General features: G+C 59.0%; 16 protein-coding genes and 1 tRNA gene. 16 read left to right on the forward strand and 1 reads right to left on the reverse strand.

All coding sequences use genetic code 11. From position 1 onward, the window contains the following. The first annotated feature begins 62 nt into the window (after positions 1 to 62). The 7 genes from ABCP74_RS07275 (at position 63) to ABCP74_RS07305 (ending at position 6,581) form a co-directional block, all read left to right on the forward strand. Complete coding sequence (locus tag ABCP74_RS07275) at positions 63 to 1,250, forward strand: ABC transporter substrate-binding protein (protein ID WP_343001330.1); 1,188 nt, start codon at positions 63 to 65, stop codon at positions 1,248 to 1,250. Positions 1,251 to 1,389: 139 nt separating this feature from the next. Beyond that, entirely contained in the window at positions 1,390 to 2,271 is an 882-nt protein-coding gene (locus ABCP74_RS07280) for a branched-chain amino acid ABC transporter permease (protein ID WP_022095035.1), read from the forward strand. A 9-nt stretch (positions 2,272 to 2,280) separates the two neighbouring features. Beyond that, entirely contained in the window at positions 2,281 to 3,360 is a 1,080-nt protein-coding gene (locus ABCP74_RS07285) for a branched-chain amino acid ABC transporter permease (protein WP_217107705.1), read from the forward strand. Next, complete coding sequence (locus ABCP74_RS07290) at positions 3,350 to 4,210, forward strand: ABC transporter ATP-binding protein (protein WP_055287178.1); 861 nt, start codon at positions 3,350 to 3,352, stop codon at positions 4,208 to 4,210. Before ABCP74_RS07285 ends, ABCP74_RS07290 begins: the two co-directional genes overlap by 11 nt. Next, positions 4,211 to 4,924, forward strand: a complete 714-nt coding sequence (locus tag ABCP74_RS07295; RefSeq protein ID WP_199579824.1) for an ABC transporter ATP-binding protein — start codon at positions 4,211 to 4,213, stop codon at positions 4,922 to 4,924. It abuts the gene before it with no gap. A gap of 175 nt (positions 4,925 to 5,099) precedes the next feature. Continuing rightward, positions 5,100 to 5,777: a copper homeostasis protein CutC gene (locus ABCP74_RS07300; RefSeq protein WP_217107706.1), complete on the forward strand. Its 678-nt coding sequence runs from the start codon at positions 5,100 to 5,102 to the stop codon at positions 5,775 to 5,777. Between the two features lie 3 nt (positions 5,778 to 5,780). Then, positions 5,781 to 6,581, forward strand: coding sequence for a DUF4931 domain-containing protein (locus ABCP74_RS07305; protein ID WP_343001331.1), 801 nt, complete (start codon positions 5,781 to 5,783; stop codon positions 6,579 to 6,581). A gap of 27 nt (positions 6,582 to 6,608) precedes the next feature. On the opposite strand, the gene ABCP74_RS07310 is transcribed toward ABCP74_RS07305, so the two are convergent. After that, entirely contained in the window at positions 6,609 to 7,607 is a 999-nt protein-coding gene (locus ABCP74_RS07310) for a bile acid:sodium symporter family protein (protein ID WP_217107708.1), read from the reverse strand. Positions 7,608 to 7,883: 276 nt separating this feature from the next. On the opposite strand from ABCP74_RS07310, the gene recJ reads away from it, so the two are divergent. The 9 genes from recJ (at position 7,884) to rplT (ending at position 18,923) form a co-directional block, all read left to right on the forward strand. Next, complete coding sequence (gene recJ, locus ABCP74_RS07315) at positions 7,884 to 11,171, forward strand: single-stranded-DNA-specific exonuclease RecJ (RefSeq protein ID WP_343001332.1); 3,288 nt, start codon at positions 7,884 to 7,886, stop codon at positions 11,169 to 11,171. Positions 11,172 to 11,186: 15 nt separating this feature from the next. Beyond that, a complete protein-coding gene (locus ABCP74_RS07320) occupies positions 11,187 to 13,547 on the forward strand; it encodes a RelA/SpoT family protein (RefSeq protein WP_217107710.1) in 2,361 nt (786 codons plus the stop codon). 88 nt (positions 13,548 to 13,635) lie between these two features. After that, a complete protein-coding gene (locus tag ABCP74_RS07325) occupies positions 13,636 to 14,319 on the forward strand; it encodes an MBL fold metallo-hydrolase (protein ID WP_334203716.1) in 684 nt (227 codons plus the stop codon). A gap of 194 nt (positions 14,320 to 14,513) precedes the next feature. Next, complete coding sequence (gene fba, locus ABCP74_RS07330; protein WP_217107712.1) at positions 14,514 to 15,380, forward strand: class II fructose-1,6-bisphosphate aldolase; 867 nt, start codon at positions 14,514 to 14,516, stop codon at positions 15,378 to 15,380. Positions 15,381 to 15,731: 351 nt separating this feature from the next. After that, positions 15,732 to 17,165 carry a transglutaminase-like domain-containing protein gene (locus tag ABCP74_RS07335; protein ID WP_343001335.1) on the forward strand — a complete coding sequence of 478 codons (1,434 nt, stop codon included), beginning with the start codon at positions 15,732 to 15,734 and terminating at the stop codon, positions 17,163 to 17,165. Between the two features lie 39 nt (positions 17,166 to 17,204). After that, positions 17,205 to 17,291, forward strand: a tRNA-Leu gene (locus tag ABCP74_RS07340). Positions 17,292 to 17,723: 432 nt separating this feature from the next. Further along, positions 17,724 to 18,293: a translation initiation factor IF-3 gene (infC, locus tag ABCP74_RS07345; protein WP_006234423.1), complete on the forward strand. Its 570-nt coding sequence runs from the start codon at positions 17,724 to 17,726 to the stop codon at positions 18,291 to 18,293. A gap of 32 nt (positions 18,294 to 18,325) precedes the next feature. Next, positions 18,326 to 18,517 carry a 50S ribosomal protein L35 gene (gene rpmI / locus ABCP74_RS07350; protein WP_006234422.1) on the forward strand — a complete coding sequence of 64 codons (192 nt, stop codon included), beginning with the start codon at positions 18,326 to 18,328 and terminating at the stop codon, positions 18,515 to 18,517. Positions 18,518 to 18,563: 46 nt separating this feature from the next. Then, the gene (rplT, locus tag ABCP74_RS07355; RefSeq protein ID WP_006234421.1) at positions 18,564 to 18,923 is read left to right on the forward strand and encodes a 50S ribosomal protein L20; all 360 of its coding nucleotides are present in this window, start codon (positions 18,564 to 18,566) and stop codon (positions 18,921 to 18,923) included. The last annotated feature ends 330 nt before the right edge of the window (positions 18,924 to 19,253 follow it).

The following is a 19,253-nucleotide window of genomic DNA, read 5'->3' on the forward strand; positions in this document are numbered from 1 at the left end:
AACACGGCGAAGGATGGCCTGTCGGGTAACCGAAACCCGACGAGATTTGAGAGGAGAGCCGCATGTCGAGCCTCACCGGTAAGTCATTGAACCCTGTTATGAATCGCAGGAGCGTTATCGCGAGCGCAGCAGGTCTGGGGGCGATGTCCATTCTAGCTGGCTGCTCCTCCAACGGCGGCGACAGCGGTTCCGCGTCGGGCGACGCTTCGTTTAAGATCGGCACCATCGGCCCGCTGACCGGCGCCAACGCGTCCTACGGCAAGTCCGTTACACAGGCTGTCGAGCTTGGCTGCAAGGATTTCTCGACCAAGGAGCTGCCGCTTGTCAGCAAGGCCGAGGACGACCAGGCTGACGGCGAGAAGGCCGTCAACGCCTTCAACACCCTGCTCGACTGGGGCATGCAGGCCCTCGTCGGTCCGACCACCACGGGTGCGTCGGTTGCCGTTGCCGCAGAGTGCGGTAACGACCCCAAGACGTTCATGATCACCCCGTCCGCGTCCTCCGAGGACGTTACCAAGGGCAAGGATTGCGTCTTCCAGGTTTGCTTCACCGACCCCAACCAGGGTGTCAACGCTGCCAAGTTCCTGGCGCAGAAGTATGCGGACGAGAAGTTCGTGCTCTTCTATAACTCCGGCGACGCCTATTCTTCGGGCATCGCAGATTCCTTTAAGGCCCAGGCCGCTGAGTCTAAGCTCGAGATTGTTGACGAGGAGACCTTTAAGGACGACTCCGCCACGAGCTTTACCAACCAGCTGACCAAGGCCAAGCAGGCCGGCGCCACCATGATCTTCGCGCCGATCTACTACACGCCGGCGTCCGTCCTGCTCAAGAACGCCAAGGACATGGGCTACGATGTCAAGATGATGGGCTGCGATGGCATGGACGGCATCCTGGGCGTTGAGGGCTTCGACACCTCTCTTGCCGAGGGTCTGCTGCTCATGACCCCGTTCTCAGCCGACGACGAGAAGAACGCCGACTTCGTCAACGCTTACAAAGATAAGTACGGCGATACCCCCGACCAGTTTGCCGCCGACGCCTACGACGGCGTGCATACGGTGGTCGAGGCTCTCAAGGAGGCCGGCCTGGGTGTCGACGCCGACCCCACCGAGGTTGCCGAGAAACTTCCCGAGGCTATGCGCAACATTACTGTTGACGGTCTGACTGGCAAGCTCTCCTGGAACGACAAGGGCCAGGTCCAGAAGGAGCCCACGGCGTACGTCATCACCGACGGCAAGTACGTACAGGCCTAATTGGCCGCCTTACATAGAGCGGTTTTGATCCCAAGCAGGGGAGGTTTTGGCCTTCCCTGCTTGCTTGGTATCTAGGGACGATGTAACGTCCCTGTTTCATACATCAACTGGAAACCTATTCGAAAGGGGGATGTGGAACATGACGGTCTTTATCCAATACCTGGTCAACGGCCTGTCCATGGGCAGCGTCTACGCCATCATCGCGTTGGGCTACACCATGGTCTACGGTATCGCCAAGATGCTGAACTTCGCTCACGGCGATGTCATCATGGTCGGTGCCTATGTCTCGTTCTGCGCCACGTCGTATCTCGGCCTCCCGGGCTGGGCATCTGTAGTTCTCTCTTGCGTGGCCTGCACGGTTCTCGGTGTTCTCATTGAGGGTCTGGCCTATAAGCCGCTGCGCCAAGCAGGCCCGCTGGCCGTTCTGATCACGGCTATCGGCGTGTCTTACTTCCTGCAGAACGCCGCGCAGCTTCTGTGGGGCGCCACGCCCAAGAACTTCACTTCGCTCGTCACCTTCCAGGTGCCGGAGTTCTTGGCCAAGTTCAACGTAAGCGCCGTCTCGCTCGTCACCATCGTCGCCTGCCTGGTTATCATGGCCGGCCTGATGTTCTTTACAGGAAAGACCAAGATGGGCAAAGCCATGCGCGCCGTGTCCGAGGACAAGGCCGCCGCTCAGCTCATGGGCATCAACGTCAACCGCACCATCTCGATGACGTTTGCCATCGGCTCTGCCCTTGCCGCCATCGCCGGCGTGCTGCTGTGCTCCTACTCGCCGGTGCTGCAACCCACGACGGGTGCCATGCCTGGCATCAAGGCCTTCGACGCCGCAGTCTTCGGTGGCATCGGCTCCATCCCCGGCGCTTTTGTCGGTGGCATTCTCATCGGTATCATCGAGGCGATGGCGCAGGCTTACATTTCCACGAGCCTTGCCAACTCCATCGTCTTTGGTGTTCTGATCATCGTCCTGCTCGTCAAGCCTGCCGGCCTCTTGGGCAAGTACGTCCCCGAGAAGGTGTAGGTGAGCGTTATGAAGTTTCTTAAAGACAAGCAGACGCGTCACGACTTTGTCACGTACGCCATGTGCCTTGTGGCGTTCGCCATCGTGTTCTTTATGCAGTCTAACCACATGATTCCGCGCATGATCGCCGGTCAGCTGGTTCCCATCACGGCCTATATCGTCATGGCCATTTCCCTTAACCTCGTCGTCGGCATCGCGGGCGACCTGTCGCTGGGCCACGCGGGCTTTATGAGCGTCGGCGCCTATACGGGAATCGTCATCGCCGTCGCGCTGGAGAGCGCCGTTCCGTCCGACCCGATGCGCCTGATCATCAGCATTGTGGTCGGCGCTATCGCCGCAGCCATCTTGGGCTTCTTGATTGGTATCCCGGTCTTGCGCCTGAGCGGCGACTATCTGGCCATCGTGACCCTGGCTTTTGGCGAGATCATCAAAGAAATCGTCACCTGCCTTATCGTGGGCGTCGACTCCCGCGGCCTGCACGTGATCTTTAACATCACGGGCAACTCTACGATCGACGACCTGCATCTGCTCGAGGACGGCACCGCCATCATCAAGGGCGCGCAGGGCGCATCGGGTGTGTCGACGTACTCGACCTTCCTCGCCGGTGCCATCCTGGTCATGGTCGCACTCGTGATCGTGCTCAACCTGGTTCGCAGCCGTACCGGTCGTGCCATTATGGCCGTGCGCGACAACAAGATTGCAGCCGAGTCCGTGGGCATCTCCGTCACCCAGTACCGCATGATCGCCTTCGTGGTTTCCGCTGCCCTCGCCGGTGCTGCCGGAGCCCTCTTCGGCGGTAACTTCTCGCAGCTCTCCGCCACTAAGTTCGACTTCAACACGTCGATTCTCATTCTGGTGTTCGTGGTCTTGGGTGGCCTGGGCAACATGCGCGGTTCCGTCATCGCGGCGGCACTGCTCACGGTGCTTCCCGAGCTGCTCCGCCAGTTCTCGGACTACCGTATGCTCATCTACGCCATTGTACTGATTCTGGTCATGGTCTTTACCAACAACCCGCAGCTTAAAGCGTTCTTCGGCCGCATTAAGGACCGCTTTACTTCTAAGAAGGAGGTGGCAGCCGATGCCCAGTAAGTTTGAATTCAACAAGGGCAAGATGGTCCCGTATCCTTCTGGCGCCATCGTTCCCGATCGCGACCTGGGCGAGCGCCCGGCGCTCGAGTGCATCCACCTGGGCATTGAATTCGGCGGCCTTAAGGCAGTCGACGATTTTAGCCTGACCATCGGTAAGACCGAGATCGCCGGTCTCATCGGCCCCAACGGCGCCGGCAAGACTACGGTCTTCAACCTGCTCACCAAGGTGTACCAGCCCACGCACGGCACCATCCTGCTCGACGGTGAGGACACTTCGGGCAAGTCGGTCTACCAGGTCAACCGCATGGGTATTGCCCGTACGTTCCAGAACATCCGCCTGTTCAACACCATGACGGTGGAGGACAACGTTAAGGTCGGCCTGCACAACCAGGAGCGCTACTCCGGCTTTGAGGGCGTGCTGCGCCTGCCGACGTACTGGAAGCACGAGAAGGCCGCCCATGAACGCGCCATGGAGTTGCTGTCCATCTTTGATATGGAGCACCTGGCAAACGAGCAGGCCGGCTCGCTGCCTTACGGCGCTCAGCGTCGTCTGGAGATCGTTCGCGCTCTTGCCACCAACCCCAAGTTGCTGCTGCTCGACGAGCCTGCCGCCGGCATGAACCCGTCCGAGACCGCAGAGCTCATGGAGAACATCGTTAAGATTCGCGACACTTTTGGTATCGCCATCATGCTTATCGAGCACGATATGTCGCTCGTCATGAACATTTGCGAGGGCATCTGCGTGCTTAACTTTGGTAAGGTCATCGCCAAGGGCACGGCCGAGGAAATCCAGAACAACGATGCCGTTATCGAGGCGTATCTGGGCAAGCAGGATAAGGGGGAGAACTAAATGGCAGAGTCGATGCTTTCCGTCTACAACATCAACGTCTGGTACGGCGCTATCCACGCCATCAAGGACATCTCCTTTAACGTCAACGAGGGCGAGATCGTGGCTCTGATCGGTGCCAACGGCGCCGGCAAGTCCACGACGCTTAAAACCGTCTCGGGCCTGCTACGTTCCAAGACCGGCTCCATCAAGTTTATGGGCGAGGACATTACCCATACGCCTGCCGATAAACTGGTGGGCAAGGGCCTGGCTCAGGTTCCCGAGGGTCGTCGTGCCTTTTTGCAGATGACGGTCGAGGAGAACCTGGAAATGGGTGCCTATACGCAGCCCAAGTCAACGGTGGCTCCGGGTCTCGAGCGCGTCTACGAGCAGTTCCCGCGCCTTAAGGAGCGCCGTCGCCAAGTCGCCGGCACCCTTTCGGGCGGCGAGCAGCAGATGCTCGTTATGGGCCGCGCTCTTATGAGCAACCCTAAGCTGCTCATGCTCGATGAGCCCTCCATGGGTCTGGCGCCGATTCTGATTGAGCAGATCTTCCAGATCGTCGAGGACCTGCACAAGGCCGGCACCACGGTGCTTTTGGTCGAGCAGAACGCGCAGATGGCACTTTCCATCGCTACACGCGGCTATGTACTCGAGACCGGCAAGATCACCATGACCGGCACCGGTCAAGAGCTGCTGCACGACGATAACGTCCGCAAGGCCTATCTGGGCGGTTAATCCATTCAACAAAGGGGGCGCTGACCAACCCGGTCAGCGCCCCCTTTTAAGTTGCGGTGAAATAGGGACTAAATGGGGGCGCTAGACGCCAAAACAGTCCCTATTCCACCGCAACTTCATGGGGATGTGTGACAATGCCCGTCGGAAAACATCTGCTGTCTTTGGGGGTCTATCTATGCTGTACGAGTTTTGTGCCGAGAACTTTGAGCGGGTGCCGGCGGCTATCGAGGCCGGTGCGGGGCGCATTGAGCTGTGTGACAACCTCGCCGTCGGTGGCACCACGCCTTCCGCCGGCGTTATTAGCGCTACAGTCAGCTACGCTCACGAGCATGACGCGCGAGTGATGTGCATGATCCGTCCGCGTGGTGGCGACTTTCATTACAACCAGGACGAGCTGCGCATGATGGAGATGGACCTGGGCCTTGCTGTGAGCGCCGGCGTTGACGGCCTGGTCTTTGGCTGCTGCAAGCCCTTTGCCGGCGGATGGGCGCTCGACGAGCTTACGCTTGGCGCCCTCGTGATGGCTGCGGGCTGCGCGACCGAGGAATGTAAGCGTGAGCCCATCGACATCACCTTCCACATGGCATTTGACCAGCTCTCGCCCGAGGCTCAGCTCGATGCGATTGATACACTTGCCGACTGCGGCGTTACGCGCATCCTCACGCATGGCGGCGCTGCCGGTACGTCGATCGAGGATAATTTCGATCACCTGACTCGTTTAATCGAGTATGCGGGCGATCGTTTGACCATCCTTCCCGGCGGCGGCATCACTACGGCAAATCGCGACGCGGTCGCGGCGGCGCTAGGCGTCTCCGAGCTCCATGGCACCAAGATCGTGCCGCTAGAGGTATAACCCGTGGCGCTGGTATTTGACGTTCAGCAGGCGAGCGGTAAGCCCGACGATAATCGTCGCCCTGGCACCGCGTGCCCCTTTTGCGACACGGAGGGGCTTGCCAACATCATCCAGCGCGATGGTGACTGCATCTGGCTCGAGAATAAGTTCAAGACATTGCGGGCCACACGTCAGACCGTATTGATCGAGTCTGCCAATCACGACGCCGACCTGGTGACCTATGAACCGGATGAGCTGCATCATGTGATGCGGTTTGCCCTGGGCTGTTGGCAGCAGATGATCGATTCCCAACAGTACTGCAGTGTGCTCATGTACAAGAACAAAGGCCCGCTTTCGGGCGGCAGCCTCGTCCATCCGCACATGCAGATTGTGGGTTTGGAGCAGGAAGACGGCTATGCTTCGCTGACTTCTGCCAATTTCGAAGGCATCAATGTCTGGCGACAGGGGAGAATCGCGGTCAACATCTCAACCGAACCGATCATGGGGTTCTTTGAGATCAACGTTTCAGCCCCGCAGGGAATCGCCGCCAGCGATGACACGAGAGACCAAGCCGAGGCGGATCTCTTCGCCGACGCAATCCAGGTAGCTCTGCGCTATATCTTGCACGAGCACCATGGCGGTCGTGCAGAGTCGTACAACCTGTTCTTCTATCACATGAGCGGCCGGACCATTGCCAAGGCGCTTCCACGTTGGGTGGTTTCACCCTACTTTGTCGGGTATCGGCTGGCTCAGGTCAATGCTGAGACCACGCTCGATGTCGATGCGGAGCGACTCCGCGCACATCTGGAGGCGCTCACATCGTAAAGTGAGCGCCCGCACACTGCGGACGGTTTAGCGCGCCATTGCATCGCGGCCGGCCTCGACCCGCTTGCGCTGGGCGGCGCGCTCCTCGCCGGTCAGACGTTCAAAGAGATGTCCGATAAGCGAGGCGAGCACCTGCTGAAACAACGTTCCACACATGACGGGAAACACAACTTCGCCCGGAAAGTATTGCGTGGCGATGACGGCGCCCGAAGAGATATTGCGCATGCCGCAGGTAAAGCACATGGTGGTCGTCTCGCTATACGGCAGGTGCAACGCGCGGGCGACCAGAATGCCCACGACAAAACCGCTGATGGCGAACGCCAGAATAAAGAGGGCGACTTCCAGGCGCACCGCGTTCATGTGTAGCACGTACTCGCTCATGGCGGTGGAGTTGGAGGCAATAACGCCCATCATCATGAACTTGCAGGCGGGCGAGAGCGCGGGGGAGAGTTTCTCGTGTCCCCAGCCGTGCGTGAGCTCGTTGATCACGATGCCGAGCACGGCGGGGATGGCAATCATAAAGGCCATGTTCTGCATCATGCTCGGAACATCGATTGCGACGGTGGCGCCCAACAGGAGCTTGAGCGTGAGCGGAATCGTTACGGGCGATATAACCGAGGACGTCAGGATGATGGTGAGCGCGAGCGGGCCGTTGCCGCCGAACATGCTGATCCACATAAAAGCGGTGACTGCCACGGGCACACTGTATTCGAGCACGATGCCGCAGACAAGGTTGGGGTTGGAACCAAAGAACAACGATCCCATGGCATAGGCCGCGATGGGAATAAGCGCCGCCGAGACCAACAATGCCACAATCAGGTGCAGCGGACGGTGGAACACCTCGGCTACCTGGTGAAAGGTGTTGCTGAGCGCACCTTGGAACGTCATAAAGGCAAACAAGGTGGGAACGATGGGCTTGAGAACGCCGATCTGTTGAGGAAAGAGCACGCCGAGCGCCACGCAAATCGGAACGATGATTTGCATGTGCCCCGCGAGAAACTTGCCCAGTCCAACCCATTGCTTCATATGCTCTTGTGACTCCCTTTGCTCGTGAATCCGTTTTGACTGGATATGCTAGACGCTCACATGTGTCCGTGCGTCAGAAACGCTCGATTATTTCGAGGGTATTACCGGCATCGTTTACCGAAACCGCGGCGTGCTGCGGCGATTTGCGTCCGCGCCGCACGGTATAATAAATCCGTTCAACAGATCTGCCTGCCGAAGCGGGCATACACAGAGGACTCATCGCTATGAACCGTGAGAGGTATTGCGGCGACCTGCCCCTATCGGGGGTGGGCGCCTATGTCATCGCTTAAGACGACGCATCGCTGGGCGGTCGCTCAGCAAAATCCCGAGCTCGAAAAGGAGCTTTCGGCTGGTCTGGGCATACCCGGGCTGGTGGCGCGCATTATGGTTGCGCACGGCATTACATCCATCGAGGAAGGCCAGCTATTTTTGACGCCTTCGCTCGACCGTGATTGGGCCGATCCACTCATTATCCCGGGCATGTCGGTCGTTGCCGACCGCGTCGAGCGTGCTATTCGCAACCGCGAACGCATCGCCGTCTTTGGTGATTTCGACGTCGACGGTATTACATCGACCTGTCTGTTGACCGAGGCACTGCGCACGTTTGGCGCCGATGTTACGCCGTTTATTCCACATCGCTTTGACGAGGGCTACGGTCTTTCGCGCGCGGCGCTCGACCGCGTTAACGAGCTCGCTCGTCCCCAGCTGATCGTGACCGTCGATAACGGCATTGCCGCCAAAGAAGAGGTTTCCTATCTGGAGAGCCTGGGGATCGATTTGGTGGTCACGGACCATCACGAGCCCTCCGATCAGGTGCCGCAGGGCGTGCCCCTGACCGACCCTAAACTCGAGGATAAGGGCCCCTCGCGTGAACTTGCCGGTGCCGGTGTGGCGCTCAAGCTGGTGCAGGTTTTGGGCGAGCGTCTGGGCAAGCCGTCGTATTGGCGTTCGCTGATTGAGGTCGCGGCACTGGGCACCGTGTCCGACATGATGCCGCTCACGCCCGAGAATCGCGCACTGGTCGCCGAGGGCATCCAGCAGATGCGCGTGACGGCTCGTCCCGGTTACATCGCGCTTGCAGCGCTCGCCAAGGCCGATCTGGCTACCATTACGGCGGACGGTCTATCGTTCTCGCTCATTCCCCGCTTAAACGCCGCCGGCCGCATGGCCGATCCCAAGCTGGCGCTCGACCTGCTGCTTGCCCGCGATCCTATCGAGGCAAGTGCACTGGCGGCCGAGCTCGAGGAGATCAACCGTCAGCGTCGCGAGATTGAGGCGGAGCTCACGCGTGATGCCATGGCAAAGGTCGAGGAGACCTATGATGGCGGTCGCGCAATCGTCGTGGGTGGCGAGGGCTGGCACGAGGGCGTTAAAGGCATCGTGGCGAGCCGCCTTACCAACCGCTATCACGTGCCGGCGTTGCTCTTCTCTATCGAGGACGGTATAGCACGTGGCTCGGGCCGCTCGGTGGGCAAGGTCAACCTGTTCGAAGCCGTCGAGCGCTGTTCCGACCTGCTGATTCGCCGCGGCGGGCATGCCGGTGCGGTGGGCGTGACCATCGAGGCGTCCAAGCTCGACGAGTTCCGTCGTCGCCTTTCCGCTGTGCTGTCCGAGCTTCCCGCCGAGGACTTTGAGGACACCGATGAGGTTGCCGCCACGGTCGACCTTTCCGAATTGAATATCGAGACCATCGAGCAGATTTCCCGCCTTGAGCCGTTTGGCCAGGGTAATAAGGTGCCGCTGCTGGCTGCCGAGGGCGTGACGATGTGTGATCGTGCCGTGGTGGGTAAGACCGGCGAGCATATGCGCTTTGTGGCGACGGATGGAGCCGCGAGTGTGCCTGCCATTATGTTCCGCGTACCGCAGATCGATAGGCTTATCAATTGCGACAGCGCCGTCGACTTGGTATTCGAGGCCGTTGCCGAGCATTGGCAGGGACGTGTGAAGCCCAAGCTCATGATCAAAGATGTCTTGGTCCGCGATACCACGGCACCCAGCGTTGACGACCCGGCATGTGAGCTTCGCCGCGGCGTACAACCGGCGGATTCTGGACTGCGCCTGGAGTCGCGTAAACGCGAGACGCTTGCCCAGCTTTCCTATACCGAGCTCACGCGCTCGCTCATTCACAGCTTTATCGGATCGAACCAGCCGCACCGCGCGCAGGTCGAGGCGCTCGATGCCCTGGCCGATCACCAAAGTGTTCTGGCCGTTATGGGAACGGGGCGCGGCAAGTCTCTTATCTTCCATGTGCATGCCGCGCGCGAGGCGGTTCTTCGCGGGCGTGCGAGTATCTTTGTCTATCCGCTGCGCGCGCTCGTTGCCGACCAGGCCTATCACCTTTCCTCGACGATGGCCGCGCTCGGCATTGGCGTAGGCGTGCTGACCGGCGAGACCGTGGAAGCGGCGCGCGATGACGTGTTTGCCGGCTTGGCTTCGGGCCGCACCGGCATCGTGCTCACGACGCCCGAGTTTCTGTCCATTCACCGCGATCGCTTTGCGCGTTCGGGGCGCATCGGTTTTGTCGTTATCGATGAGGCGCATCATGCCGGTCTTGCCAAGGGCGGCGACCGCAGCGCCTATCTCGACATGCCCGATATCCTCAAGGCCCTGGGCGACCCCGTTGTCATGGCGGCAACGGCTACCGCGACGGCTCCGGTTGTGGCGGAGCTTGCTCGTGTATTACCGATTACCAGGACGGTGGTCGACGAGACCGTTCGCGAGAACCTGCAGCTCGAGGACGACCGTGACCTTGCGAGCCGCGAAAATCGCCTGGTGTCGATCGTGGCGACGGGGGAGAAGACCGTCATTTACGTGAACTCGCGCGACCAGTCCGTGGCGCTTGCCAAGACGTTGCGCAAACGCGTGCCTGACTGTGCGACCCATATCGCGTTCTATAACGCCGGGCTTGCGCGCTCCGATCGCCGCCGTGTTGAAGAAGCCTTTAGAGACGGAAGTCTCAGCTGCATCGTTTCAACCTCGGCTTTTGGTGAGGGCGTCAACCTGCCCGATATCCGCCATGTCGTGCTCTACCACATGCCGTTTGGTACGATTGAGTTTAACCAGATGAGTGGCCGTGCCGGCCGCGATGGCCAGCCCGCCGTGATTCACCTGCTCTATTCGTCGCGCGACGCCCGAATTAACGAGCGCCTGCTCGATTGTTACGCGCCCGAGCGCGATGAGCTTGTCACGCTCTATCGAGCGCTGCAGACCATGTGGCGCTCCAACCGCGGCAAGACGGGGGACGATTCATTCTGCGCGAGCGATATCGACATCGCTCAGATGTGTCTTGCCATCGATGCTCGCACGCCGGTCGACGAGCGCTCGGTGGAAAGCGGCCTGGGAATCTTCGAAGAGCTTGGTTTCTGTCGCGTTTCGGGGTTTGACGATACGCGTCGCATCGCGATGGCCGAAAATCCCGGTCGCGTGCAATTAAGCAGGTCAATTCGCTATTTGGAGGGCTTGCGCTCGCGCATGGAGTTCTCGGCTTTCCGGAGCTGGGCGCTCGATTCGTGCGCTTCTGATATGCTAGCCAAAGTTAACCGCCCGATCGTACCGCGGGCCTAGGGGAAGGGGACCTCGATGGATGCCGCAGCCCGTACCGCCCATGATTCCACCCTCCAGCCGTTCTCGGAGATGGAGCACTATAAGCATGCTGATGAGCTGCCGCCCGAGATTATGGCGGACAGCTACGACAAGCTGGAGCGCCTGTGCCTCAAATATATGAATGAGGATGACTTCTCCAAGGTGGAGCAGGCCTACTGCTTTGCTGCCGAGAAGCACTGCAACCAAAAGCGGCGCTCGGGCGAGATGTACATTAACCATCCCGTCGAGGTTGCCATCATTTTGGCCGATCTTAAGATGGACTGCGATGTGGTGTGCGCCGCGCTGCTGCACGATACCGTCGAGGATACCGAGACCTCGCTTACCGATGTTTCGGGTCTGTTTGGTGATACGGTGGCCGAGCTCGTCGATGGCGTGACCAAGCTCACCAACATCGAAGTCGACAGCATGGACGAGAAGCAGGCCCTCACGCTGCGCAAGATGTTCCTCGCCATGTCCAAGGACATTCGCGTCATCATCGTCAAGCTCGCCGACCGCCTGCATAACATGCGCACGCTTGCCGCCCTGCGCGAGGACCGCCGTCTGTTTAAGGCGCGCGAGACCATGGACGTGTACGCGCCCTTGGCCGACCGCCTGGGCATGAGCTCTATTAAGTGGGAGCTCGAGGACCTGTCCTTCTTCTACCTGGAGCCCGATGCCTACCAGCGCATCGCGCGCATGGTAGCCGAATCGCGCGAGGTTCGCGAGCGCTATCTTGCCGAGACCATCAAGACGCTCACCGATGAGCTCAATCGCATTGGTCTTGAGGGCTTTCAGATCAACGGTCGTTCCAAGCACTATTGGTCCATCTATCAAAAGATGAAGCGCAAGGGCAAGGAGTTCTCCGAGATTTACGACCTGGTGGCGCTGCGCGTCATCACTCATTCGGTGCGCGATTGCTATTCCACGCTTGGTGCCGTGCATACCTTGTGGCATCCCATGCCCGGTCGCTTTAAAGACTATATCGCCATGCCCAAGGTCAATAACTACCAGTCACTCCATACGACGGTTATCGGCCCCACGGCCCGCCCGCTTGAGATTCAGATTCGAACCTATGAGATGCACGAGCAGGCAGAGTACGGCATCGCCGCCCACTGGCTGTACAAGAAGTCGGGCGGATCGTCTGCCTCTAAGACCAACGATGCGCAGCGTCTGGACGACCAGATCAACTGGCTTAAGCACTCACTCGACTGGGCGGCGTCTGACGAGATCACCGATGCCAAGGAATACCTGCACTCACTGAAGGTCGACTTGTTCGACCAGGAAATTTTTGTCTTTACGCCCAAAGGCGAGGTCATGGCGCTTCGTGCCGGCTCTACACCGCTCGACTTTGCCTACGCCGTTCATACCGAGGTCGGTAACCACTGCGTCGGCGCCAAGATCAACGGTGCGGTGGCGCCGCTCACGCACGAAATCAAGACGGGTGACCGTGTCGAGATTCTGACTAACAAGAGCTCTAAGCCGTCGCGCGATTGGCTTAAGATCGTCAAGACACCTTCGGCCAAATCAAAGATTCGCCGTTACTTCGCCGCCGCGACCAAAGACGATGACGCTGCTGCCGGCCGCGATATACTGGCCAAGGACCTGCGCAAGCGCGGGTATGGCATCTCTACGCCGCGATCAACGCGTGCGCTCAACGCCGTAGCGGAGCAGTTTAACTTCAAGCAGCTCGAGGACCTGTTTGCCGCCGTCGGCGCCGGCAAGGTTGCCCCGCGCGCTGTGGGCAATAAGGTCGAGCAAATCTTGGACCCCAAGCCCGAGGAACAGCTCACCAAGGCCGAGGCTATCGCCGAGGTCGTGAAACAGCCTGCTCGCGGCTCCAACCGCAAGCCGCAAAAGCGCGGCAAGAGCGCAAGTAACGGCATTATCGTCAAGGGCGAGAGCAACAGCGGCCTGCTGGTCCGTCTGGCTCATTGCTGCAACCCCGTGACGGGCGACGACATCGTCGGCTTCATCACGCGCGGTCGTGGCGTTTCGGTACATCGCGCCAACTGCCCCAACGTCAAGGGTCTTATGGAACATCCCGAGCGCATGATCGATGTGGAGTGGGACGGCGCTGCCGACACCCTCTTCCAGGTCGAGATCGTGGTCGAGTGCTTGGACCGTATGGGCCTGCTCAAGGATGTCACCATTGCCATTGGCGATGCGGGCGGCAATATCCTTTCTGCCGCCACGTCGACCAACCGCGAGGGTATTGCAACCCTGCGCTTTATGGTCGAGATCTCGGACGCGAGTGGTCTGGATCCGCTGCTGGCTTCCATCAGCAGTGTCGATTCGGTCTACGACGCTCGCCGTCTTATGCCCGGCGAAGGCGGAGCTCAGCTCAAGCGCCGTGTGTAGGTGCGAGAGCCTCTCAGCATCATAGATATTGGTTACGTTCGAGGCATCGTTTGGTGCCTCGAACGTATTTTAGAAGGAGGGTATGCGCATGGGCGATATGACTTTGGACCTGACACCCCGAGGTGCGGCTTCGATTGAGGCGCTCGTCAACGGCCCCATTCAGACCAACAGTTACGCCGTGATTTCGAATGACGAGTGCTTAATCGTCGATCCGGCGTGGGAGGGCGAGTGTCTTGTGGAGCATATCCGCACCGCGCATCCTGAGGTGCGCGTACTCGGCTCTGTCTGCACGCACGGTCATGCCGACCATGTTGGCGGGGTTGCCGGGGTTCGAGCTGTCGTTGGCGACAGCGCGCTATATGAGTTGTGCGCTAAGGACGTGACGGTACCTCGCGCAAATATCGAGGAGCAGCGCGCCATGTGGGGTATCGAGACACCCGATCCGGGTGAGCCGACGCGTTTGCTTGCCGAGGGCGATACAATCGAGGTGGGCGACGTCTGCCTGCAGGTGATCGAGACGCCGGGGCATACGCCGGGCGGCATCGTCCTGTTCGCCGCGACCGAGCGGGGGAACATCGCCTTTGTGGGCGACACGCTTTTCCCGGGCAGCCACGGTCGTACCGATCTTTCCGGCGGTGACGAGGCGGCGATTATGCGCTCGCTCTCCAAACTTGCCAAGATGCTTCCGCCCGATACCGTTTGCTTGACGGGCCATGGCGATTCGACCACGATGGCGCGCGAACTTATGCAGAACCCGTTTATGCAGATGTAGGCTCGAAGCCGTCGTCCGAACCACGAAGACCGCTCAATCGTCAAGCTATTTTCCCCAGTGGGTCGATTCTGTGGGGCAAACGGTCAAAATTTGTCCAATCGGATGGTATTCGTGAACAAACGAACGTTTATGCTCGGGTATGTCGTGGTAAAATCTCAGGCGTTATCGGAGCAACCTTACAGGAGGTTTCTTTTATGCTCGTCAACGCAGCAGACATGCTCAAGAAGGCCGAGGCCGGCAAGTACGGTCTCGGTGCCTTCAACACCAACAACCTCGAGTGGACCCTGGCTATTCTCCAGGCCGCCGAGGAGGCCAAGTCTCCGCTGATCCTTCAGTGCACCGCTGGTGCCGCTAAGTGGATGGGCGGTTTCAAGGTCTGCGCCGACATGGTCAAGGCTGCCGTCGAGGCCACGGGCGTTACCGTTCCCGTCGCCCTTCACCTCGATCACGGTTCTTACGAGGACTGCTTCAAGTGCATCGAGGCCGGCTTCACGTCCATCATGTATGACGGCTCTCACGAGGAGACCTTCCAGCTTAACCTCGACCGCACCAAGGAGCTCGTTGAGCTTGCCCACTCCAAGGGCATGTCCATCGAGGCCGAGGTCGGCGGCATCGGCGGCACCGAGGACGGCGTGACCTCCAGCGGCGAGCTCGCTGATCCTGCTGAGTGCAAGCAGATTGCTGACCTGGGCGTCGACTTCCTCGCCTGCGGTATCGGCAACATCCACGGCGTGTACCCTGCCGACTGGGCTGGCCTTTCCTTCGAGCGCCTGGGCGAGATTAAGGCTCAGACCGGCGACCTGCCCCTCGTCCTGCACGGTGGCACCGGCATCCCCGAGGATCAGATCAAGAAGGCCATCTCCCTGGGTATCTCCAAGATCAACGTCAACACCGATCTGCAGCTCGTCTTCGCCAAGGGCGTTCGCGAGTATATCGAGGCTGGCAAGGATCAGCAGGGCAAGGGCTTTGACCCCCGCAAGCTCCTCAAGCCTGGTCGCGAGAACATCGTTGCCCGCACCAAGGAGCTCATGGAGGAGTTTGGCTCCGTCAACAAGGCGTAAGCGTCGCTAAACTTCCCGCCGGAAGCCCCGTCTCCCTACACTGTTTCCTTTGCGCTCACCTGGCTTCGCCAGAAGTCGCGCCAAGGAAACAGTTCCGGGGGACGGGGCTTCCTTCGTTTAACGCCGCAGGGTTACGAGTCTGAATTAAGGTGGCTACTGGCTTCGCTAGGAGTCGCGCGACGGAATCAGCTCCGGGGAAACGGGGCCCCTTTGTTAACTCGCTACAGGGTTACTGGGCTGAATTCATTTTTTATAGGTACCGTTTATCGGTGTTGAGGGTTCCTTTATTGGGGCTTTCTTTTTTATCTCGCTACAATGGGCTTCAAGAGTTCTAATGACTTGGAGTTTGGTATGGCTGTTATTAATGTGCTGCCTTCGGATGGGAAGGTTATTGACGAGGGTCCTGTTGGTTGCTCTGTTGATGTTTGCAATGATGACTTCCGTTTTCTAGATGTTGGCTTGCCACCCGAGATCCTGCGTTTAAAGGATGCGGGGTATCTTTCGCAGGCTATTGAGGCTTGCGACCGCCTACTTGCCCAAAATCCCGATCCCTCGCTTGCTGCCTGCGTTCGTGCCGAGCGGTATCGCATGATCGAGACGCCGCTTCATTTTTCGGTGTCGCGCGATCGAGCTATTGCGATGATTCGCGAGGAGTGGCCTGAGTTTACCGAGGGGCAGTTTGACGATCTGATTGACCGTAAGCGTATTGACTGGCGCTTTATCGATGGCGAGCTGTTCGTTCTCGACAACTTCCTCGATTCGCTTCGCGTATATCCCAAAGAGGTCCCCGGCATGCGTCCCGATCCTACGGACGGAATTGCACTGCGCAACGAGATGCTCAAGGAGATGGAGTTGCAAAATGGATTGGCTCGCGTCATTACGCTTAAAGCATCTGTGTCTGTCCCCGGCGCTCTAGAGGGGGAGACCGTTCGCGCTTGGCTTCCCGTTGCCGCCACCTGCCACCAGCAGTCTCGGGTCGAGATTCTCGACATGACGCCGGAGGGTGCTGTTGCTTCCGCGAACGCTTCGGCGCGTACCGCCTCGTGGTCTTCTTCGAGTGAACGCTCATTCTCGGTGACCTATCGTTATCACATCGATGCTGCTTATTGTGATGTCTACGGTGGCACACTTCCGGTTCATCCGCGTATGGACGCGCCTCTGCCCGAGGATATTTCCGAGGATCGTCCGCACATTGCATTTACGCCGTATCTGCAGCAGCTGACGGCCGGTGTTGTTGACGGACTCGAGGATCCGCTCGATCGCGCCCGTGCTATCTATGATTATCTGACGCAGTATGTCGACTATCGCTATCAACCGCCGTACTTGCTTTTGGGATCTATTGCCGATGACTGCGCGCATTCGCTCCGCGGCGATTGCGGCGTTATGGCGCTCACGTTTATCACCATGTGCCGTATCGCGGGCGTGCCTGCCCGTTGGCAGAGCGGCCTGTACGTTGCGCCCGATTCGGTGGGGTCGCACGACTGGGCAGAGTTCTATACGCCGCAGACCGGTTGGCTCAACGCCGACGTGTCATTTGGATCTTCTGCTCGCAGGATGGGGGAGGAGTGGCGCCGCCGTCACTACTTTGGCAATCTCGACCCGTGGCGTATGGTGGCCAACAATCGATTCCAGGCAGAGTTTGAGCCCTCTTTCGACGGCATGCGCGAGGACCCTTACGATAACCAGATGGGTGAGGCTTCGGTCGACGGTCGCGGATGCCGTCAGCGCGAGATGCTCCGCACGGTCGAACTCATCGAAATGCTCGAAGTTCCATTTTCGGACTAATCGGTAGAAAGCTGTGATAAACTAACTCACGCATTGCGTGCCCGAGTGGCGGAATTGGCAGACGCAGTGGACTCAAAATCCACCGTTGGCAACAACGTGCGAGTTCGAGTCTCGCCTCGGGCACCATACATGCAAGTGAGCGTTCAGGGGGGGTTGCGGCCCCCTTTTTCGTGCCGAACTCGCGTGAGCGCGCGAAGCGTTAAGCAAACAGGCCTGTGGCCTGTCTGTAGCGGAGCGTGGCGAGGGCGCCACGCGCCCGAAGCCCGGGGCTTCGCGAAGCGAAGGCCCTTCGAGTCTCGCCTCGGGCACCATACATGCAAGCGAGCGTTCAAGGGGGTCAAGGCCCCTTTTTCGTGTACGTAATGTGATAACGCGCTGTACGTGTTATTATTCGCAAGGCGTTGTCCCCGCAATGCCCTAAAGAGGAACCCGAGGGTTCCCACCTTTTGGCGCCAATGAGCAGCTGACTGGTCATACAACTTAGATTCTCATCCTCAAATCGAGGATGTCTATGTGTACGACCTGGTTGCTGAGAAGCGCCGGGTTATTTTTTTATGAATGGAGGTAGGGAAAATAGCTAAGTCTGATGACACCCGCATCAACGACGAGATTACTGCATCTTCGTGCCGTTTGATTGGCGTCGATGGCTCTCAGCTCGGCCTGTTCGCCATCCGCGATGCCCAGCGCGTCGCCGACGATCAGGGTCTCGACCTGGTCGAGATCGCTCCCAACGCGGAGCCGCCGGTCTGCAAGGTCATGGACTACGGTAAGTTCAAGTACCAGCAGGCCATGAAGGCCAAGGCTGCTCGTAAGAACCAGTCCAAGGTCGAGGTCAAGGAAATGAAGTTCCGACCCAAGATCGACGTTGGCGACTACGAGACCAAGAAGGGCCACGTTCTGCGTTTCCTCAAGAAGGGCGCACGCGTTAAGATCACCATCATGTTCCGCGGCCGTGAGATGGCTCACCCGGAGCAGGGCCTTAACGTTCTCGAGCGTCTCGCCGAGGATCTCAAGCCTTACGCTACGGTCGAGTCCAAGCCTAAGATGGAAGGCCGTAACATGCTTATGCTGCTCGCCCCGATTAAGGGCGCCTTCGATGAGGATAAAGCGGCAAGCGATACCAAGTAACTAGTGTTCTGTAACCGATTAAGGAGTATTTCATGCCTAAGATGAAGTCCCACAGCGGCACCAAGAAGCGTTTCCGCAAGACTGGTACCGGCAAGCTTATGCGCGCCAAGGCTTTCAAGAGCCACATCCTGAGCAAGAAGTCCACCAAGCGTAAGCGTGGCTTCCGTCAGGAGACCGAGATCGCCGCTGCCGACCGCAAGGTCATCAAGTCGCGTCTCGCCTAAGTTCGCGTTCCCGTTTTTCGTTTTACCGTCTAGGAGTTGATAGAACATGGCACGTATTAAGCGCGCTGTTGCCGCCAAGAAGAAGCGCCGTACCGTTATGCACCGTGCGAAGGGTTACTACGGTGCCGCTTCGCGTACTTACAAGCATGCTAAAGAGCAGGTCCAGCACTCCCTGCAGTATCAGTATCGTGATCGCCGCAACAAGAAGCGCGAGATCCGTTCTCTCTGGATCACTCGTATCAACGCTGCTGCTCGCCTGAACGACATCTCTTACTCTCAGTTCATGCACGGCCTGAAGGTTGCCGGCATCGAGCTCGACCGCAAGGTCCTGGCTCAGATGGCTTACGAGGACATCGAGTCCTTCAACGAGCTGGCTACCATCGCCAAGAAGGCTCTCGAGGCCTAATAGATTCTCTTGAATCGCTAGGGGAGTGTCGCGTTGTGCGCGGCGCTCCCTCTTTTTATCTGAAGCGCGGTTTACATTGCTAAAAGCGCGGGTAGATAAACACTTACAGGTGACCGATCTCTATATATTCCTGAACCAAAGGGTCATCATCTGATACGTGCGGAAGATCCGCACCAGTCTTTCTATTATCTATAGAAAGCAATATGTTGTGTAGGACTTGTGAAGAGTGGAATTGACGTCCCACAGGGCTTCGCGGTCTGGCAATATATCTCCTTGCCGCGCGGCCCGGTCGGACCGGATGAGCCGCAAAGCGTGCACCTTGAGAACCGG

It is taken from the genome of Collinsella aerofaciens (assembly GCF_039062315.1).
Taxonomy (GTDB): Bacteria; Actinomycetota; Coriobacteriia; order Coriobacteriales; family Coriobacteriaceae; genus Collinsella; species Collinsella aerofaciens_BG.